This is a genomic window from Paenibacillus sp. J2R1T-4 (assembly GCF_059692235.1).
This window is the reverse complement of record NZ_JCAUBA010000004.1, coordinates 34,310-54,077: the sequence shown is the minus strand read 5'-3', so window position 1 is coordinate 54,077 and position 19,768 is coordinate 34,310. Positions and strand designations below refer to the sequence as shown.

Genomic DNA, 19,768 nt, shown 5'->3' with positions numbered 1-19,768 from the left:
GATTATAGTTTCGCGCAATTGCTCTAATCTGCTCCAAGAAAGACAATCCCTGACAGACGGGTATCATTCTCTTGTTAGACTATACCAAGTTTCAATAATGAAGTGTTGACTTTTCTTTCGATAGAAGTATAAAAATTTTTATGTTACCCTCTTACAAGCCACTCCGAATTTGATCTCCGTCTCCCCTGGAACCTGCTTTTCCCCATCCAGAAGCGGAGCCCAGACGACTAACCCGGACAAGCCCTCTTGGCCTGACAATTCCAGTTGCCCATCTTGGCAGGATACAATTTGAACCTTGCGGCGCGCTCTTTCCCAGTCATTCACTTGCTGTCCCGTCCAGAACTCGAATCCGCGAGCACGCGCTTCTTGCGCAACCGTACGGAATGCAGCCCGTACTTCTTCACGACGATGAATATGGTATTGATGGAACAGGAAATGAGCAATTCCGTCTACCTTTTGAGCCAAGTCGAAAAAAGGCTGGATGATGCTGCTGTCTGCCCAAGAGCCAAGATCCATATCCTGAGTCAGGAATCCAATCTCAAGCACATTATATATACGGTTGTTCTCATCGCTCCAAGCAACAGGGAAGTAAGGATGGCAAGTCCCGAACGGAACCCCTACGTTCCCTCGCTTACTAGGTCCGCGCGTCTGATCACTCTCAATTCCATTATCCTCACACCAGCGGAACAGTTCGCCCCAGCCTTCCAGACGGGTATAGTGATTCTTGTTCGAGACTAGCGGCACACCTTGAACGGCCCCTTGCAGCCATTTGAATTGAGAGTTGAAGTGCTCCTTGCTCCAAGGGAAATCTATGGCATTATAATGGAATCCAAGCTCATGGCCGTCAGCCTTCACTGCGTCATACACAGCTACGCTGTATCCTGGCTCGATCATACACCAGGTAGAACGAATATCGCATTCTTTCAATATAGCCAAAGTAGAAAGTCCTGCTTCGTCTTCGTTGCCGTCACTATCGTGCGAGATCATAGCAACACCGCTCACCCCATCCGGCCAATAGCCTATGAAGGGTAAAGTGACTCCCTTGCTGATTGCAATCCGAAGCAAATGACTCACGAGAGCCTCTCTCCAAAAATCAGCATAGGGATGGGCAAAATAGGACTGGCCTGTAGATGTGGTAAGTCGATCCAATTCCCAGTCCATTGCAGCTTCATCATCCGCTTTTAGCCAACCGTCATCCAGTGCGCCGGACCCGTCTGGAGCTGGGATTCCATCTTCAAATACGGGTTGTAAGCCTTGCTGCAAGCCAACAATGGTGTTCAACATATCAATTGACCAACGCTCGATGGTGCCAGCCCCCACCTGGAATTGCAGAACGGCATCAGCACTACGAACATCGGAGGACGGATGACCGCTAATAGTACCCACTCGACCTGTGAGAAATTCGTTATCTGCACCAATCGCCCAAGGGGCAGCTTTTAAGAACCGGAGAGGCCTAGTGTCTGCCCAGCCTTCAGGCAAATGGGCATAACCTGGTTGGATAGGCTGCAAAGCCGAGCATTTCAGACGTTTCACTAATCCGCCTAGATTCCCTAGTCCGATTAATGCTCCGCCGTTCTCTGCGTACTTCCACAACTGTTCCGCCGATGCTGCTCCTTCTCTTACAAAAGCAACAATCGCGAGATCAGGCTTCAATGTATTTAATAGTTCCGGGCTGTCCACCCATTCAAAAGGTACACCTGCACGGCCCAATATCTCACCAATATACGATTCAAAAACATTAACATTGTGTAAGCGTCGAGACTCTGCCTCCTTACGGTCTAGCACTACAGCTAACTTGGCCATTCTCATCTGAATACTCTCCTTTATTAGTAGCGGAACAAATGAATTCGTAAGCAAATGCTCCCAGCTGAATTAATTGTATCTTACCTGTATTTTATCTTAATGCATATTGTAATGACCAGTTCTTTTTTATGTCTTTAATAATGGTTTCTATTCTTTACCGTTTCCGTTATAATTTAAGATTGAAACAATTTTAATTACGAATGGACGAATACAAATATGAGACGTGAAAGCGAATTTCGTTACTCCAAGTTGGCCAACATCTTGCGTGAGCAAATTTTGTCCGGTTTTATCAAGCCAGGTGAATTTTTATATTCGGAAAATGAGCTTTGCCGATTTTACCAGATTAGTCGGACTTCGGTACGCAAATCGCTGGAGCAGCTGCAAAAAGAAGGACTAATCGTCAAAAAAGTAGGACAAGGGACGATCGTAGCCCCTGACTTGGTTATTCCCGAAAGTCAAACGAAGGTTCTGCGCATCATGGCGCCGTCCCCATCGCATTATGTAGATCATTGCTTGCCCATTATCATCCATGCGTTCAAATCTAGATATCCCAATGTCGAAGTGAAAGTACTGAGCTTTCCTACTATCAATTTCAAAGAATCGATGCAGGCCTCTATGGAGCTTGGGCATTCGCCTGACCTCTTGTTGGTAACGGACAGACAATACGATGATCTGCTTCGGTTAGCTTCCTTCGAGCCTTTGCAAGAAAGATTCAAAGATCAACTGGACTCCATGTATCCGCAATTGGTGGAGGGCTTCCGCAGAGAAGGTCAAGTAAAAGCCGTTCCTGCTACCTTCTCGCCTGTATACTTGGCCTATAACCCCAAGCTGTTTGCTGCATACGGCGTTCCTAAGCCAGAGCCTGACTGGAGCGTAGACGACTTCTTATATGCAGCCCAGAAGCTGACTGTAGATTCCAATCAAGACGGAATAACGGACCAGTACGGTTTGTTACTGTCCTCCTCCTCCAGCCGCTGGCCTGTGTTCGCCTTACAGAATGGCTATACATTCCAATCTTCTTCCAGTAAGGAAGCGTTGGAGAAGACGTTATCCTTTTTGCACGACATTATATACCGCAAGCGCGCCGTTACCCTGTACCAAGGAGCCAAAGGCATTAATTCGGATGCTTTTGTATTAGGAAAAGCAGCCATGGTGCTCACAACAACGATTGAACTAGCGAGCTGGGGTGAAGATAGCGCATTCGAGCCGCAAGTTGCTCCGCTGCCATTTGGTCCAGAGAAAGCATCCTTGCTCGTTGCTAACGGCTATATGATTCCTAGTCATTGCCCAGACTTTGACTTGGCCGCCCAGTTTATGGAGATTGCACTAGACCCTGAAGTGCAGATTACATTAGCAAGACAGACCGGGTTCCTCTCCAGCCTCACGGTGAATGATCAGGTTTGGGATCAAGATGAACTTCACTCGTGGAATTTGTTCGGTAAAGAGATTGTGAACTGTTTCTTCCTGGGTGACATGTTCTCCGATCCTATGGTGATTGATGAGATTGAGTCTGAGATGGATATGTTTTGGGCCGGTCTAGAATCTTCGGAAGAATTCGCAGTTCGGATGATCGCCATTGTCGAAGACAAATCTTAATAATTCAGCTGCATAAAGCCTCCAGACCTATCGGTTTGGGGGCTTTATACTTATCACCCTAGGTCTTTTGATCTATTTGTTGATGTTTTTCGATATTTTTCCTCATGAACTATTTCCACATAAAGGAGATTGGAAAATCATGTCGAATACCGTATAAAACGAAATTGGCACAGACAAAATGACAAAGGTGGGCTTTTCATGAAAGAAAAGTTGACGCGATGGCTGTCCGGATTATCCGGCAATCTTAACAAAGCCAAGCGGCAGTTTACGAGTACGGATCAACATCAGGAAAAAGGTAAAATGAAGCTGCAAAATCCGATTCGCTCCGTTGGCGTTATGTTGTTCTTGTTATTTTTTATAAGCATTGTTGCTATGGTTGTGTTTGCAGGTGTGCTCTCAACAAACATTTCCAAAGGAATCATTACAGACAAGGTGTCAACAGCCTCGCAAGAAACTATCGTTCAAGCGTCAGACAAGCTTGATTTCTTCTTGGAGAACTTGGAGAACACCACGGTTCAAGTGATGTCAGACGATGTATTAGCCGACAACCTGAACAAATACAAAGACAAAACCTTAGGCGCTTATGATAAGCTGCAAGCGGGTTCTACGGTTTCCAACCGATTGAAGAATTACGTCATGGCGAACAGCAAGATCGCAGATTTGAATATCGTCCCTTTAACGCCAGAAAGCGAATCTTATAAATCCAATACAAGCATGAAGGATGAAGTATTCAAATCAGCTTGGCTGGAGGAAATTAAAAAGGCTGATGGGAAAGCCGTCTGGTTGCCAACCTTGAAGACTGGGTATATCTCAAGCCAGAATGTATTTGCAGTCGGCCGCGTGCTTCGTAACATTAAATCCAACGTCGTTGAAGGTGTTATCATTCTGGAAGTTAAAGAATCGGCCTTGAAAGATATACTAAGCGGGTTGTCCATAGGTGCAGGCAGCCAGACTGCTATCATTACCCCGACTAACAAAATCGTATGGTCTGATAAATCGGATCAGATAGAAGCAGATTATCCGATTGATATTATCGGAAATGCCGCCAAAGCAGCAAAGGAATCCAACGGTTTCAAAGACGATATCAATAATAAAGAATCCCTTATTGTGTATGATCAGATGGCCCGCTCCAAGTGGTATTTAACTGGAAATGTACCTGTAGAATCGTTAGTTAAGGAAGCCAAGAAAATCTCAAGTTTAACATGGAAGCTGGTCATAGCGGCCGCGATCGTTGCAAGCTTGCTAGGATTACTCGTCATGCGAATGATTGGTTCTCCTCTTATCTCTATGCGGAATCTGATGATGCAAGGCGCTAGAGGAAACCTCGTTGTTCGGACGAACTTCAAGGGTCGTCGGGATGAGATCGGACAATTGGGTGACAGCTTCAATCAGATGATGGATCAGATTACCCATTTGGTTCGTCGGACGAACGAATCCGCGATAGAAGTGCTGAATACTGCTACTGAATTATCAGATGCCTCCAAGAAGACAGCCTTATCCGCCAAGGAAATTGCCGTCGCCACAGAAGAAATTGCGTCCGGAGCTTCAAGTCTAGCCATGGAAGCCGAGCGAGGCAATGATCTAACCGGCAATATTAATGTGAAGGTCAATCAAGTTGTTGCAGCCAATCAGCAAATGGAAACTTCTAGCGCTGAAGTGAACACAGCTAGCCGACAAGGGATTGTATACATGTCGGAGCTCATAACCAAGACGAATGCAACGGAAGAAATGACTCGCTCCATGGTTGAGAAGGTCGAGAAACTGCAGGAAAGCACTCGCTCCATTCGTAAAATATTAGATGTTCTGAATTCGATGACCAAACAAACGAACATTTTATCCCTGAATGCTACGATTGAAGCTGCCAGAGCAGGAGCCGCCGGTAAAGGCTTCATGGTTGTCGCCGATGAAATCCGCAAGCTTGCTGACCAATCCAAACAATCGATCGATGTAGTTGCTCAAATTACAGATACGATCCAGCATGAGATCAAGGAGACGGTATCGGTCCTGTCAGAAGCTTACCCGCTGTTCCAAGAGCAAATCTCTTCCGTCAAGTATACAGATGAGATCTTCAAGCAGGTTTCGGAACGGATGGGCGGCTTTACGGTTCAGCTTCGCGAAGTTACGGGCTCCATTCAGCAATTGAAGGACTCACAGATCGTCTTATCGGATGCGATGAGCAATGTAAGTGCAGTAGCTGAAGAATCATCCGCTACTTCCCAGGAAGTTGCTTCACTCAGCACAGAGCAGCTTAGCATCAGCAGCGGCCTGGTTCGCTTATCGGAGAAGCTCGAACAGCTGTCCAACTCCTTGAAGGAATCCCTTAGCAAGTTCACGATTTAGAGCATACATACCAAAAGACCTGATCGGGAAACTCCCTGATCAGGTCTTTTCTATAAATGCCGTCACTACCCCTTGAAGGGATGCACAACCGCGCCGCTAACCCCCGGCCGAACTCGGAACAGTCCGCCGGACAACGGATATTGGGCCAAATCCTGTTCACTCATCCCTGTTCTCGCGGAGGTGATGTACAACTCATCACGGTTGGGACCAGCGAACATGGCTGAGGTCACTTGCAGAGCCGGAACAGAGACCATGCCAATCTTGCTTCCTGTTGACGGGTCCCACCGGCTTACTTGCGCACCGCCCCACTGAGCCACCCAGAGCATGCCTTCATCATCGATCGTCATCCCGTCCGGCACCCCTGCATCCTCGTCACCGAATTGGACAACGACTCTGCGGCCTGAAAGCTCTCCGCTCGCAGAATCGAAGTCGAATGCTGCAACCTGACGGGTCGGAGAGTCAATATAGTACATGATCTTTCCGTCCAAACTCCATGCAATCCCATTGGAGCAGCCTACATCGCCAACCGCTTCTCGAACGGTCAGATCGGGTTCCACACAATAGAGCTTTCCTTGGGCCGGCGTCCCCTTCATACTCATCGTACCGATCCAAAGTCTTCCCGAAGAGTCACACTTCCCATCATTGAAGCGATTATCCGGCTGATCTCCTTCGATTCCATCGATCAATGTTTCAAGAGCTCCGCTCTCTGGATCAAACTCGGCTATAGCATGCGGGAAGCTTATGATCACCTTGCCTTCAGAGCCAGGTACAACTACAGTCACAAAGTGATCGAAGGAATACACTTGTTCGTCTCTTGTAACAGGGTTATAGCGGTGCAGCTTGCCATCGGGAATATTCACCCACCATAATACCCCCGTCCGTTCGTCCCAACACGGACCTTCTCCTAAAGCATTTTTGATATCCAGTACTAATTCCGCTGATAATTGCTGCATTCTACATTACCCTCCCGAATGAACACCTGATCGTAAAGCCAATATGTACCATTGTACCATGTAAGAAAAACAGGCGTAAACACTAGAAACACCTTCCCTATGTGAATACGCAAAAGGGCGTAAAGCAAAAACCGGCCACCTCAGTTTCCTGAGTTGCACCGGTTTAATAAGAATCCGTATGAGTGGGAGGATGCATACGACCCATAGCAGCCTTTACCCCAGCTTGCTCGTTAGTCCAGGGACGGGTCAACCTTCCAGATCGCCTTATAGCGTCAGGCAAGGTGATGCCCATTACCTTCTCCGCCATTACTTTCTGATACTCCGCGATGGTATGAATATTGTCTTTGAGATTCGCTGCTGTATCGGCTGACTGAACGGTCACATCCGCCAAGGACTCGATCATTCTGGACAATGCCCTCTGACTGCGGGCCAGTGATTCTAACAGATCGAGCTTCACTTCCAGCTGCCTACGGATCCAGCTCATGTCTGATCTCCAGCCCCGCCTCCAAAAAAGTTACCGAAGTCGGTTCCATCCATACCACCTGAAGTTTCCTCCGGTTTGTTAAGAACGACCGTTAAATTTTTGGCTAATGCATTTTCCAGCTTGGTCAAGCCATCAATCAGCTCTACAAACTGCTCATGATATTCCAGGGGGACCTTCAATTGATCGACATGATTGTCATACGTCAGATGATTCAGATGGTTCAGAATCCAGTCGCGGGATTTGGAAGCTTCATTCGCCTTCGCCTCCAGAATGACCGAGATATTATACTGCATACTGACGGAAGCATCCAGCATTTGCATGAAAAAATCCGACCGTTTCATAACGATTCCTTCCTCCTGCACAATCTCAATTTCGTAGTCCAATCCTCACTCTTCTTCATCATGGTCTCCTAGCTCTTTGATGACTGTCTCGAGATGATAGGCTATCGCATCCTCCAAGTCCGCAATACTTTGCAAATAAGCTGTCACACTCTTGGCAATATCCAAAGCTCCTTCTCCTACTACCTTCGCGCCGCCTAATCCCAGATTCTCATTAGGCATTGCGGTAATAATGTGAGAGATATTAGTAATCGATTCTCGCTTCGATTCCAGTACACGGGCCATTTCAAAATGAGATCTTGCAATATGACCGATGATCGAAGTAACCTGATGCTCCATGGATTGTCTCTCCTTAACTATTTGCGACCGCAAATATACTTTATAACGAACGAAGCTTCATACGCTAGGCATTGCCACAGCTACTTCTTATCATATGATCATATCCGCGCAAAGGTTAAAACTCGGATAAATATAATCTACCATGCTAAACCTTTATAATGGTTGGAAGTCGGGATATCCGTACGGATCCGCACCAAATCAATAACGGGTTTAGTTAACCTCTCATCTGTAAATAACGGTTCATACAGCTTGTTTTTCTGTGCGACTACAATAACATCCGAAGCTGCCATCAGCTTTTCCAGATCAGGCTCTAACCGCTCGATCAAATGCTCCGAGGCGGTGACCGTATGCCCAAGACTCGAAAGCTCTTGAATCGATTCCAACACAAACGGATCGTGAATGATGACCTCATAACCTTTACCGATCAATCGTTCGATCAGGGCAACCGTAGGACTCTCCCGTAAATCATTGGTCCCGAATTTGAAGGCCAGGCCTAATACGCCAATTCGTTTCTTACCTGCTGATACAATCATCCGCGTCGCCCGATCTATCATTTGTGAATTGCTTCGTTCTATAGACGCCAAGACTGAAACTTCCAGATTACAGGAACGGGCAATTGCGTTAAGAGCCCTTACATCTTTTGGCAGGCAGGACCCCCCGTATGCAAACCCAGGCTTAAGATAATTCGAGGAAATATTCAGCCGGTCATCCTTGCAGAACAAACTCATCAGCTCGTGCGGATCCACACCAAGAGCGCTGCTTACAACGCCGATTTCATTGGCGAAGACTACCTTAAGAGCATGGAAGGAGTTATTCACGTATTTGATCATTTCCGCTACTTCTCTGGAAGTTGAGAGAATAGGGGCGTTTACACCGCTGTAGACTTCCTTCATCACGTCCAGCGCCCGCACATTCTCCACGCCGATCAAAGTATAGGAAGGGTTATAGTAATCATGGATACTGCTGCCTTCACGAAGAAACTCTGGATTGCTGATAACAGCGAAATCTATACCCGCTATTTTCCCGCACTCACCAAGCATTCTCTCTATAGCCTTACACGTTCCAGGCGGTACAGTTGAGCGAATGGCAATCGTCAAGAATGAATCCTGATCGCGATCCGGTTCGCTTAGCACGGTCCTGATCATCTCCGCTGCATGCCAGATCGCCGATAAGTCGGCGTGCCCCTGTTCATCCGATGGGGTTCCAACACAGAGCAAGCATACATCCGATTGTCGGATCGCTTCATAACCGTTCGTTGTTGCGCTTAATCGGCCAGAATCAGCCTGTTCCTTCACCAGTTCTTCGATCCCCGTTTCGATTATCGTCGGAACACCTTTGCGTAATAATTCGACCTTTGGGGGATGAATATCAACCCCGATCACCCGATGACCCATTTGGGCCAAACAAGCTGCCGATACGCAGCCGACATAACCGAGGCCAAGAACTGAAATCGTATAGGACGTATTTGCTACCGCCATATCCATTCCCCATTCTTTGAATTATTGGTTCTGCTCCGCAGCGACAGCGTAGAATCTGGACAATTGGCTTATTACTTTATCCGCGGTTTGTTGTTTGCTATACTTCTGAAGCAGTTCTTTTCTTGCACGCTTAGCCTTCTCCTTGGCTGCTTTCCTGGAGCATGTTACATGCCTCATCTTGCGCCGCAAATCTTCAACGGATGGTTCCGCCCAGCGATGCCCGATAAATAATGGATTCTCGCTGTCTTCAATATCGGATAACCGATCGACATCCACAAGGTAAGCATTGTCATTCCGCATGAAATCCATATGACCGCTCCACTTGGTTCCAATGACCGGCAACTCCATCAGCATCGCCTCAAAAAAAGGCCTTCCCCAGCCTTCCCCTCTTGTCGGAAGCACGAATGCATCACACGAGCGGTATAAAGCGAACATCTCCTGAGGTGAAAGCATCTGTTCAATTACATAAATGGACGGTTTCCGATCATCCTGCTTCGGATGCTGGTTCAGAATCGCCTCTATTTTGTCACTGCGATCCGTATCCCGGTTCTTGATTACAAGGGCTACGTCATCGTCTGCGGAGAATTCACTCAAGAATGCCTCGAGCAGCACGTCATATCCTTTCCTCAGCTTCAAGTCGAAGACAGATAAGAACAGGAAGGATTCTTTGATTGATAGATCGAGCTTGGGGCCTGCAGGGATGAATTGACTGGTATCGAAAAAGTTGGGAATGAGCCTTATAGGAACTTTTACACCTGAATTACGGAATGTTCGCTCATTAAAGCTGCTCTGTACCCAGACCTCGTCGAATCGGTTAAGTCCAGGCACCCATGCCTCAGGAATGCGGTCAGTTTCGAATGTGGTGCGAACAATGTTATAGGCGAAATCCGGATGAGGGCTGACATTGGTGCCAATCCAGTTATATAGGTATATATCGTTGGAAGGAAGCATTGTGTTCTCAAAAGAGGAAATATACTGAATCTCGCTGACTGGCAAAACCTTGTACTTTTCCTTTATATCCCTTGGCACGATCCGCACGCTATTCCCGGCTTCCTCCAAAATCCTCAGCAGGATTCGATTCCCTTCCGCTAACCCGTGTCCATTATAAAATATTCCTTCTAGCATGATGTTCACCGGAAGCTTATCTCCCCTCCGTATTTGTGAATGGCCTGCACGACGATGTTCGTTGTACGTTCTATGTTGAAGCGTTCGAGTAGATTAAGCCGGGCATACTTGCCGACCGATTTAGCCAACTTTGGGTTGTTGTACACATATCTCATTTTCTTCCGCAATTCGTTGAGCGAAGGCTTCGCCCAATAATGTCCGTCGAACATTTCAAACTCATTATTGCTGATTTTCTCGAACCGGTCGATCTGCAGAGGAAATGAATTCCCAGCGTTCATGAACTCCATCTGCCCGCTCCAGGCCGTACCAATAACGGGCAGTTCCATCAGCATGGCCTCAAAAAAAGGACGTCCCCAGCCCTCTCCCCTTGTAGGCAGCACGAAGGCATGACATGTGCGGTACAAAGCCATCAGTGTCGGGATATCCAGCATCTCATCGATTAAATAGACGACCGGTTTGTCACAATCCGGCTTCGGATGATCAAGAATGACCTGCTCCAGCCAATTGACCCGGCTCGTATCCCTGATCTTCATCACAAGTGCAATGTTGTCATCCGCAGAAAACTCACTAAGGTAGGCGTCCAGCAGAATGTCGTAGCCCTTTCTCTCCTGTAAATCAAATACCGACAAAAGAAGAAACGATTTGCCGACAGGCAATTCAAGCCTTTCCCCCTGCGGGTTATACTGCTTCAAATCGAAGAAATTCGGCACTAGCCGAAGCGGAGCCTTGACTCCGGAAGCACGAAATGTCTGCTCATTGAACTTGGACTGGACCCATACTTCGTCAAACTTGTTCAGCTCGGGCACCCATGACTCCGGGATGCGGTCGGTTTCAAAGGTCGTACGGACAATATTAACTCGAAAATCCGGATTCACTCTAACCTCTGGACCGATCCAATTAAAAATATAAATGTCATTGGAGGTGAGCTCCGTCTGTTCGAATGAGGAGATATATCTGATTTCTTCTTCTGGCAATATGGAAAATTTATCTTTCATGTCCAAAGGCTGGATCCGGATACGAAAGCCTGCACGGTCAAGGATATTCAGCAACACCCGATTTCCTTCCGCAAACCCGTGACCATTATAAAAGATGCCTGTGAGCAGAATGTTCACTTGTTAAATGCACCCCCTCCGCTATCGTATAAAAATCGGCATTCTTTTGACACAGCAGTTGTCTATCCCGCTCACTATTTTCTGAATTTGCTTAATTCTGAATCTACAAGTTCGCCGACCTTACCCATGTTGTATTTATACAGCAGTTCTCTTCTCGCCGTACGTCCCTTTTCCTTAGCTTCTGTACGGTGAGTAAACACATACCGCATTTGGCGCTGAAGATCTTCCAGTGAAGGCTCAGCCCAGTTATGCCCGTTGTACATGGCGTAATCCGGATTATTGTGGATTCGAACTATTTTCTCTACTTCAATAAGATAAGAATTATTCCGATTCATATACTCCGTCTGCCCGCTCCAATTCGTTGCCAGTGTAGGCATCTCCATTAGCATGGCTTCGAATAACGGCCGTCCCCAGCCTTCACCGCGGGTAGGCAGCACGAACGAATCACATGCCCGATAAAGACTCAGTAACTCGTGCGTCAAAAACATACGATCCATGATATGGATCTGCGGTCTTTTCGAGTTCGGCTTGGTGTGTTTGTCTATTTCTTGTAACAGCCGAGGTGTTTCTATCGGACTGCGAACCTTGATTACCAGCGAAACATCCTCGTCCGCTGAGAATTCGTTAAGGAATCCTTTGATCAGCAAGTCATACCCTTTACGTTCGCAGAGCTGGAAAACGGACAGAAACTTGAAGCTGTTGTCCGATACAGGCAACGGTATCTTATCTCCTTCCACGATATATTTGCTGTCGTCAAAAAAATAAGGAATAAACCGGATCGGTACTTTGACACCAGAATCAAGAAACGTCTTTATATTAAATTTGCACTGTACCCAAACTTCATCGAAACGATTAATAATCGGAACCCAGCTGTGTGGAATACGATCGGTTTCAAATGTGGTATGGGCAATGTTGACTCGAAAAGCAGGGTTTGCCACCAACCTGAAGCCTACATCCCGGTTTAGGAACACGTCATTAGAGGAATGCTTTGTACTCTCGAACGATGCCAGCGTATTTTTTTCGGCCTTCGTCAGAGCATGTCTACGCTCCGACCTCCAGTCTCTCGCAACGATTTTGACGGGATGTCCTGCACGATGAAGCATGGATAAGAGCACCCGATTGCCCTCGGCATACCCTTTTCCGTTATAAAACATCCCTTTGAACATAATATTCATCCTCTGGATCCTCCTGTTGAAATTTTCCATATTACGGATAGGTTCACTTAATGACTGCGAGTTTCAAAATTTTAATTATGTCGTCAGGATTTACTGTAATATCTACTTTCGAAGTAATGGGATGAACGTACTTCGCAGGTCTTTCCCCGAGACCGAGTACATAATAATGCTCATGTCCAAGAATGCTGCTAAGATTAGCAAAGCATTTGCGAACAACACTTGGGGAGAAGAATTCTATAATCTTAGTTCCCGGACTGCTAAAAATAAGATTAGTGAGGCCAGAGCCATGTGGACCGATGATAACCTTAGCGGAAGAGAAAATTTGAATTTGTTCAGCTACGGTGAGCGATTCACATTCAATGCTTCTAAATCCAAATTTTTCTAATATGCTTAAAACCTCCGTCTCATTGATCACTCTTCGTTTATTTGCGTTTGCACGGCTGATATAGATACGTTCGAATCCTTTTACAGGTTTAATCCCTTTATTGAGCATAAGCTCTCGTCTCAGAAAATCACATTCCCACTTCGAATGATTACCTCTCTTTGTTAAAATTGGAACAATAAGTTTTTTCGCTTCGATATGCATCTGGCTGTGACTCTCTATGATTTTGTCTTTTGGGATCCCTAAGTCTTCTAGTGTCTGGTAATGAAATGGGCTAATTTTTTTTCCAGGGATGATATATTTATGGGGAACAAACCTGCATTTGTTCAGTAAGTGAAGACGCGGCAGTAAGTCCAGCATCCAATGATAGTATACTTGACTGTGGACATGATGCAGGACGGCTACTGTTTCAGAAGTTGCTTGTACGGCAGGCAATTGACTTTCCGAAAAAATCGAGTGATCTTTCGGCTCCTTGTTATTTTCGTAAGAACAATCCCAAACTAACTTATGGTCCGGAGTAATAATATTGCAATTCAATCGGCAAACCCGTCCCTTCGGCAGCAGAGCAACTGATGCTTTTCGCTGAGTCTTTGTAGAAGATGAGTTTCGAAGGTTCCAATGAGTATGTTTTTCTAGTCCCTGAGGTTCCGATAAATGGACACGATCAGAAGAGTACACTTCTGTCAATAACGTTTTCTCGTCCAGTTTATTTGTGGATACCCAGTCTTTTATAGAGCGATAATATCCGACCGGAGTACTTTCCTTTTTTATTTTTTCCATATGATTATCCATTCCTTTTTATAATATTTAATGTAGAATAATATGACTTTGCAACGGACAAGTGCGGTGACGAAAAAAAACGATCCTAAATATGATAAGGAAGACAAACTACATGATTGACATAATTAAGCTATTGGGCTATCCAAAACAAATCATTTAGGCGGTGTATTAATTGAATATTTTATTCGAAGGATATTTTTATTCTGGAAGCGGATATGCGGAAGGAAATCGAGCTCTACTGCGAATATTAGAGCAGTCGGGGTACAGTGTTCGTATTAAGCCATTGGATACCAAGCAAGCGAGAAAAAGAAATATATTGACTTTAGAAGAAAAAAAATATGTGGCATCCTTTGAAAAAACAAAATTATTAACAAACGATATTTTTATTAATCGGGGATCTGGCAGCAATCTCCATAGCAATCCTAATTTTCGTGTCAATATTGCACTTACAACCTTTGAAACGGATCGACTTCCTTCGTCTTGGGTTCCAATACTGAATTCATTTAATGAAGTCTGGGTTCAGTGCACTTTTAATTTATCCACTTTTGCTTCCTCTGGAGTGAAGGTTCCACTCCGATTTATACCTTATTTCTTTAATGATTCCCAATACATTCCTAAAGGTGAGCAGTTTCAGCTCCCCCACTCCCAATCTTTTAAGTTTCTATCTGTATTCGATTTAATTGAACGCAAGGGATATGACATTTTACTTTCTGCTTTTTTAAATGAATTTTCATTAAAAGATAATGTGGCTTTAGTTATCAAAACTCGCAACAGTAAATACACCCATAAATTAACGGAAATAATTAATAAGCATCCTAAACCATTCCAGAATAGGCCGCCTATTCATATTATTGATAAAATGATGCTTACAACACAATTGCACGGTTTATACAGGGCCTGCCATGCATTTGTGCTTCCGACTCGTGGAGAAGGATGGGGCAGACCTTTTTTCGAAGCCATGCTAATGGAAATGCCTGTTATAGGAACCCAATGGAGTGGACAGATGGAATATATGAATGAAAACAATTCTTATCTGATTGAAGTTGATCGGTTGGTTCCTGTTTCGGTACAAGATAAGCGTGATCGTGCAAAGTACAAAGGACATTATTGGGCGGAGCCCTCGCTAAAAGATTTACAGAAAAAAATGAGGTATGTGGCAGAACATCCAGATAAAGCGAAGGAAATAGGACGCAGGGCGCGACTCGAGCTTCTGGAAAAATACAACTTGCAGAAAGTAGCAAAGCATGTAACCAAAGAAATTAAACGGATATGGAATGAAAAAGGAGGATGAGCCCTTCGTTCGTGAATCGTTCCATAATAGGTGAAAGTAGATTAGATAGACGAAGGAAGACTTAGGCTTGGCGGCCCGAGTCTTCCTTCTTTTCACTTTCGTAATCATCAGCGTAACGCAAATTTGTTTTTTGTCGAAATGAGGTTTGTGCCTACCTAAGTTTCTCAATCTCTCTTACTACTTTTCTCGCTACTTCTTTCATGCTGAAATGAGACAGCAAATACTCTCGAGCGTATTTTCCCTTCTTCAACGCTTCCTTAGGATGTTTTTGAACATACCGCATTTTGGCTCGAAGATCTTTCATGGAAGGCTGAGCCCAATAGTGTCCCCGCAGTAACGGATTATGTCGGACGGGCACAAGCTTAGCTACTTGAATCGGATAGGAATTGTCTTCATTCATGAAATCGGTCTGTCCGCTCCAATTCGTGCCAATAACTGGCATCTGCATGAGCATGGCTTCAAAAAAAGGTCTGCCCCAACCTTCTCCCCGAGTTGGTAAGACGAACGCGTTACATGTTCTATATAGTCCTATTAATTCTGAGGGAGACATCATATGGCTGATAATCTGAAGGGCGGGTCGATCTGCTTCCTTTTTTGGGTGGCTTTTCAGAACGGTTTGAAGCAGGGGCAAAGTTTTTCCATTCCGAATTTTGATCACCAGCTCAACATCATCTTTATTGGAGAACTCGTCCAGATACGCTGATAGCAAGATATCGTAGCCTTTGCGTTTACTCAAATCGAATACGGATAAAAAACGATACGAATAGTTGGATCGAAACGGATATTTATTACCTGTAAGCTCATATTGGCTCTCATCAAAAAAATTAGGAATCAGGATCAAGGGCCTTACAATCCCTGACTTTTTGAATGTTGCGACATTAAACCTGCATTGGACCCAAACTTCATCAAACTTGTTTAATTCAGGAACCCAGGAATCGGGAATCCGATCTGTTTCGTACGTTGTACGAGCTATATTAATCCGAAAGTCAGGATTGTAGCGGATTTTGGAGCCTATCCAGTTATGGATAAAAAGATCGTTGGATAACAGTCGTGTTTTTTCAAAAGAGGACAAATAAGAGATCTCTTGGGGCGGTAGCGCATTTTTGCCCCAGTGCTTATCTATAGCTCGAATCCGCACTCGATAACCCGCCTGATCCAAAATACGCAACAGAATCCGATTCCCCTCCGCCAACCCGTGTCCGCTGTAAAATGCCCCTTCCAAGAGAATGTTCATTTGTTCACCTTCCGTTCCTTCATTACTTTACGGTACACCCAGGCATAGAATGGTCGCATTTTCAAGTGAACAAGTCCTACTATGCACATTATGTTCGATGCTCTCTGCATGATCGGGATGCCTGTCCGATTAAACTAAAAAATGGGATTTTACTGCTGCCCAAATAACCAATGCAAGTGCCGTGGACAACTAATTAGAGGAAGCATATACAGTAGAGATTAGTTAATCTGAAAAATAAAGGGGAGGAAAATTGCACGTGGACTTCAACAATTATTTGCACCCCCCATCTGAATATTACTCCACGACGAAAGAATGGCTGAACACACAAAAGAACCCGGATCGTTCCGTGCATCTTTTTCACAAAACGAAAAAAGTCTTCTTGCGGGAGCCAAAAGGCCTGGAAAATCCGGTCCATTGGATTTACCGTCCATTCAAAAAGAAGAAGTATCGCCAGAAGAATGGATATGCCCTCCAAATTCCAAATGGTCGCGTATGCCGAGAGAAGTGCACGATCATCACTCCGGAACATAAAGTGCTCTGGGATTTGTCCTGGTTGAACTTAAAAGCAGAGAATGAGAAGGATCTGCACCTGATCCCCCAGCTCCCGCCTATTCAGAATATCTCGGGAACCGTCGCTCTTCTTGGCATTAGAGAAAGCTCTGTATATTATCATTGGATGGTGGATTTGCTCCCGCGTATTCATCTGATGCAGAAATTGGGCATGCCTGTGGACCGATACATTTTGAATGGCGCGGGGCGCACTCCTTTCCAGTTGGAAACCTTAAAGATGTTAAACTTCCCTGTTGACAAAATCATATGGAGCAACAATGAGATGCATGTACGAGCTGACATGCTGCTTATACCTGGGGGGGGATACGGGATATTCCCGAAATGGGCCATTCAATATTTGCGTGAGGAACTGATGATAAAGCAGAACATCAAACCTGTACGCGGGTATGAACGAATTTACATCAGCCGGGCAGAGGCACCCAAACGCAAGTTATTAAATGAAGTAAATGTCATGCACACACTGGCAAAACACGGGTTTCGCAGTATTAACCTTGAGACGATGCCGGTTAGCGAGCAAATCCGGATATTCGCATCAGCAAAGGCAATTATCGGCCCCCACGGCGGAGGATTAACGAATATTATATTCAGCCGTCCCGGGACCAAAGTGATTGAGATGTTTTCACCTGATCACATGCATACTTGTTATCCGATTATCAGCAGCCATATGAAACACGATCATTACTATTTGGTCGGTAAGGGCGAACGCCCGCCTGAGTATGTTAACCCTCGTAACCGGTCGGATCATATAACAGTCAGTCGGAAAGACTTAAAAAAAATTTTGAAGATGGCCGGGTTATATTGACCCAACAAATTGTAAGAGAATATGCGCAAAAAGCATCAATTGATCTGAGATGAATTATGTGAGGTGATGACACACCCATGGCCGTAACCAGCTTGATCCCCATTATGAACCTGGCATGGAAAGCCCGAAAAAAAATGATCATATGCAGTCTCGCTACGGGTAATTCCCACATCGAAATGATGCAGCTTATGGCGCCTACGGTTCACCATTATGCTGCCGTTCACCAAATGGATGTCCTGCTGTTATCGTTATCTGATGTTCGACTCGCTCCGTCGAGGCCGCCTGCATGGGACAAAATAGTGCTCATCAACCATATGCTGCAGCATTATGAAACCGTAATGTGGATCGATTCGGATGCCCTTTTTTGTGAAGTGACGCCTGACATCCGTTCAGAACTCAAGTCCGGTTACCCTATGCACCTGGTCGCTCACAAGATCGGACGCAACCTGATTCCTAACACCGGCGTATGGATATGCCGTCAATCACCCGAGACCTCGGAGTTGTTGAATGCCATTTGGAATAACACTGCTTATATCAACCATCGTTGGTGGGAACAAGGCTCGCTCATGGACTTAATCGGATGTGATCCTGCCAAATGCGCATTTGTCAGACGTACCCGCTATACCACAATGGTTAACTTCATTGATCATAAATGGAATAGCCGGCTTAAGGATTGTGCGGATAAACCTGTCATTTATCATTATTGCAGTAAGCCCAAGCCCATTGAGGATATGCGTCTGCGATACAAACACTTCCTGGAAAAGCACATGCTGTTTCCTACGGATGGAGTTAAATGAAGGCAGGTGGATAAGTGCACGTGAAAAAACAAGCTCCGCTTTTGAAGCCAGACGGGTATTATAAAAACTTGAAGGAATGGAGAGCCAAGGCTCCGCGCCGGCTGCGCCCCTCTAAAACGATTGTGCCTATTAACCCTTCCAACAGCCTCCAATTGTCCGCTCCAGTCGGAATTCATTCTGGGACACATTGGATGTTTGCCGGCTTCGCCAAGGCTCAGGTTAAACCAAGAGAAGGGATTATATCCGTTGTTCCGGACGGACGTGTTTGTGGAGCTTATTGTGATGTATTGACGCCGGATAACAAGCTGCTTGCTCCGCAATCGCTGCAATGGAGACTGCAGCCCACAGAACGTCATGTATGGAAAACCGAATCGCTGCCTCCACTGAGAGTCACGAGAGAATCCGTTGCCTTGCTAGCTATAAAAGACAGTGCCATTTATTATCATTGGATGATGGACGTAATCCCGCGTATTCTATTATTACAGCAGAGCGGGATTGAGGTACAGCACTATATTATCAACAGATCTCAGCAGGCATCATTTCAACAAGAATCATTAGCCTTACTTGGGATCTCTCCTTCCCAAATCATAGAAAGCAGCGACAACCTGCATATTCAATCCAGGCGGCTGATCATTCCTGGATTTCGTGGCCATATGCGGGATAAATGGTCATGCGACTCATTGAGAAGAACATTGAAAGAGCAGAACGGGCTAGGATCGGTTCCAGGATTTGAACGTATTTACATCAGCAGAGAGAGAGCACGCAAGCGCAAAGTGCTGAACGAGCCGGAAGTGATGCATATGCTTTCCCGGTACGGGTTCCGAAAAATAGTTCTCGAAACATTGTCGATGCGTGAGCAAATTCGTATTTTCTCATCCGCGAAAGTAATTGCGGGTCCGCATGGAGCAGGATTGACCAATATGATCTTCTCCAATCCAGGCGCCACCATTATTGAACTCTTCTCCCCTCAGCTCGTGCATACCTGTTATCCCGTACTCAGCAGTATCCTCGGCCATCGCCATTATTATTTGATAGGTGAAGGCGAACGACCTCCCGATTATGTGAATCCGCATAACCGGAGAGCGGATATAACCGTGAATGTGAACCAACTGGCTCAATTGTTGAAGATCGCCAAAATAGGACAGCCCGGCAAATAGAGCCGGGCTGTC

The 19,768-nt window shown here is 45.5% G+C and carries 17 protein-coding genes; 6 read left to right on the top strand and 11 right to left on the bottom strand.

The features are described from left to right. Positions 1–138 precede the first annotated feature (138 nt). A complete protein-coding gene (locus AC58QD_RS09120) occupies positions 139–1,809 on the bottom strand; it encodes a polysaccharide deacetylase family protein (RefSeq protein ID WP_497332289.1) in 1,671 nt (556 codons plus the stop codon). 210 nt (positions 1,810–2,019) lie between these two features. On the opposite strand from AC58QD_RS09120, the gene AC58QD_RS09115 reads away from it, so the two are divergent. Then, positions 2,020–3,399 carry an extracellular solute-binding protein gene (locus AC58QD_RS09115; protein WP_497332288.1) on the top strand — a complete coding sequence of 460 codons (1,380 nt, stop codon included), beginning with the start codon at positions 2,020–2,022 and terminating at the stop codon, positions 3,397–3,399. Positions 3,400–3,597: 198 nt separating this feature from the next. Further along, positions 3,598–5,739, top strand: a complete 2,142-nt coding sequence (locus AC58QD_RS09110) for a methyl-accepting chemotaxis protein (RefSeq protein ID WP_497332286.1) — start codon at positions 3,598–3,600, stop codon at positions 5,737–5,739. 65 nt (positions 5,740–5,804) lie between these two features. On the opposite strand, the gene AC58QD_RS09105 is transcribed toward AC58QD_RS09110, so the two are convergent. From AC58QD_RS09105 to AC58QD_RS09065, 9 genes are all read right to left on the bottom strand, one after another. Continuing rightward, positions 5,805–6,692 carry an SMP-30/gluconolactonase/LRE family protein gene (locus tag AC58QD_RS09105; RefSeq protein ID WP_497332284.1) on the bottom strand — a complete coding sequence of 296 codons (888 nt, stop codon included), beginning with the start codon at positions 6,690–6,692 and terminating at the stop codon, positions 5,805–5,807. Between the two features lie 163 nt (positions 6,693–6,855). Next, entirely contained in the window at positions 6,856–7,176 is a 321-nt protein-coding gene (locus tag AC58QD_RS09100) for a hypothetical protein (protein ID WP_497332282.1), read from the bottom strand. Continuing rightward, positions 7,173–7,517, bottom strand: a complete 345-nt coding sequence (locus AC58QD_RS09095; protein WP_497332280.1) for an alpha-helical endospore appendage domain-containing protein — start codon at positions 7,515–7,517, stop codon at positions 7,173–7,175. The genes AC58QD_RS09100 and AC58QD_RS09095 overlap by 4 nt, the downstream gene beginning before the upstream one ends. A gap of 45 nt (positions 7,518–7,562) precedes the next feature. After that, entirely contained in the window at positions 7,563–7,853 is a 291-nt protein-coding gene (locus AC58QD_RS09090; protein ID WP_497332278.1) for a nucleoside-diphosphate sugar epimerase, read from the bottom strand. 137 nt (positions 7,854–7,990) lie between these two features. After that, positions 7,991–9,331 carry a UDP-glucose dehydrogenase family protein gene (locus tag AC58QD_RS09085; RefSeq protein ID WP_497332276.1) on the bottom strand — a complete coding sequence of 447 codons (1,341 nt, stop codon included), beginning with the start codon at positions 9,329–9,331 and terminating at the stop codon, positions 7,991–7,993. 21 nt (positions 9,332–9,352) lie between these two features. Then, positions 9,353–10,456: a glycosyltransferase gene (locus AC58QD_RS09080; protein ID WP_497332873.1), complete on the bottom strand. Its 1,104-nt coding sequence runs from the start codon at positions 10,454–10,456 to the stop codon at positions 9,353–9,355. A gap of 5 nt (positions 10,457–10,461) precedes the next feature. Next, positions 10,462–11,568, bottom strand: a complete 1,107-nt coding sequence (locus tag AC58QD_RS09075) for a glycosyltransferase (protein WP_497332274.1) — start codon at positions 11,566–11,568, stop codon at positions 10,462–10,464. A 74-nt stretch (positions 11,569–11,642) separates the two neighbouring features. After that, positions 11,643–12,743: a glycosyltransferase family 4 protein gene (locus AC58QD_RS09070; RefSeq protein WP_497332272.1), complete on the bottom strand. Its 1,101-nt coding sequence runs from the start codon at positions 12,741–12,743 to the stop codon at positions 11,643–11,645. A 43-nt stretch (positions 12,744–12,786) separates the two neighbouring features. Continuing rightward, on the bottom strand, positions 12,787–13,905 hold the full coding sequence (locus tag AC58QD_RS09065; RefSeq protein ID WP_497332270.1) for a glycosyltransferase family 61 protein: 1,119 nt from the start codon (positions 13,903–13,905) through the stop codon (positions 12,787–12,789). A 172-nt stretch (positions 13,906–14,077) separates the two neighbouring features. Here AC58QD_RS09065 and AC58QD_RS09060 point away from each other — a divergent pair, with 172 nt between their 5' ends. Then, on the top strand, positions 14,078–15,196 hold the full coding sequence (locus AC58QD_RS09060) for a glycosyltransferase family 4 protein (RefSeq protein ID WP_497332268.1): 1,119 nt from the start codon (positions 14,078–14,080) through the stop codon (positions 15,194–15,196). A gap of 151 nt (positions 15,197–15,347) precedes the next feature. Here AC58QD_RS09060 and AC58QD_RS09055 read toward each other — a convergent pair whose 3' ends face one another. Continuing rightward, complete coding sequence (locus tag AC58QD_RS09055) at positions 15,348–16,430, bottom strand: glycosyltransferase family 4 protein (protein ID WP_497332266.1); 1,083 nt, start codon at positions 16,428–16,430, stop codon at positions 15,348–15,350. A 256-nt stretch (positions 16,431–16,686) separates the two neighbouring features. Between AC58QD_RS09055 and AC58QD_RS09050 the strand changes: the two genes are divergently transcribed. From AC58QD_RS09050 to AC58QD_RS09040, 3 genes are all read left to right on the top strand, one after another. After that, on the top strand, positions 16,687–17,802 hold the full coding sequence (locus tag AC58QD_RS09050; RefSeq protein WP_497332264.1) for a glycosyltransferase family 61 protein: 1,116 nt from the start codon (positions 16,687–16,689) through the stop codon (positions 17,800–17,802). A 77-nt stretch (positions 17,803–17,879) separates the two neighbouring features. Beyond that, on the top strand, positions 17,880–18,599 hold the full coding sequence (locus tag AC58QD_RS09045; RefSeq protein ID WP_497332262.1) for a hypothetical protein: 720 nt from the start codon (positions 17,880–17,882) through the stop codon (positions 18,597–18,599). A 20-nt stretch (positions 18,600–18,619) separates the two neighbouring features. After that, positions 18,620–19,756 carry a glycosyltransferase family 61 protein gene (locus tag AC58QD_RS09040; protein WP_497332260.1) on the top strand — a complete coding sequence of 379 codons (1,137 nt, stop codon included), beginning with the start codon at positions 18,620–18,622 and terminating at the stop codon, positions 19,754–19,756. Positions 19,757–19,768: the final 12 nt, after the last annotated feature.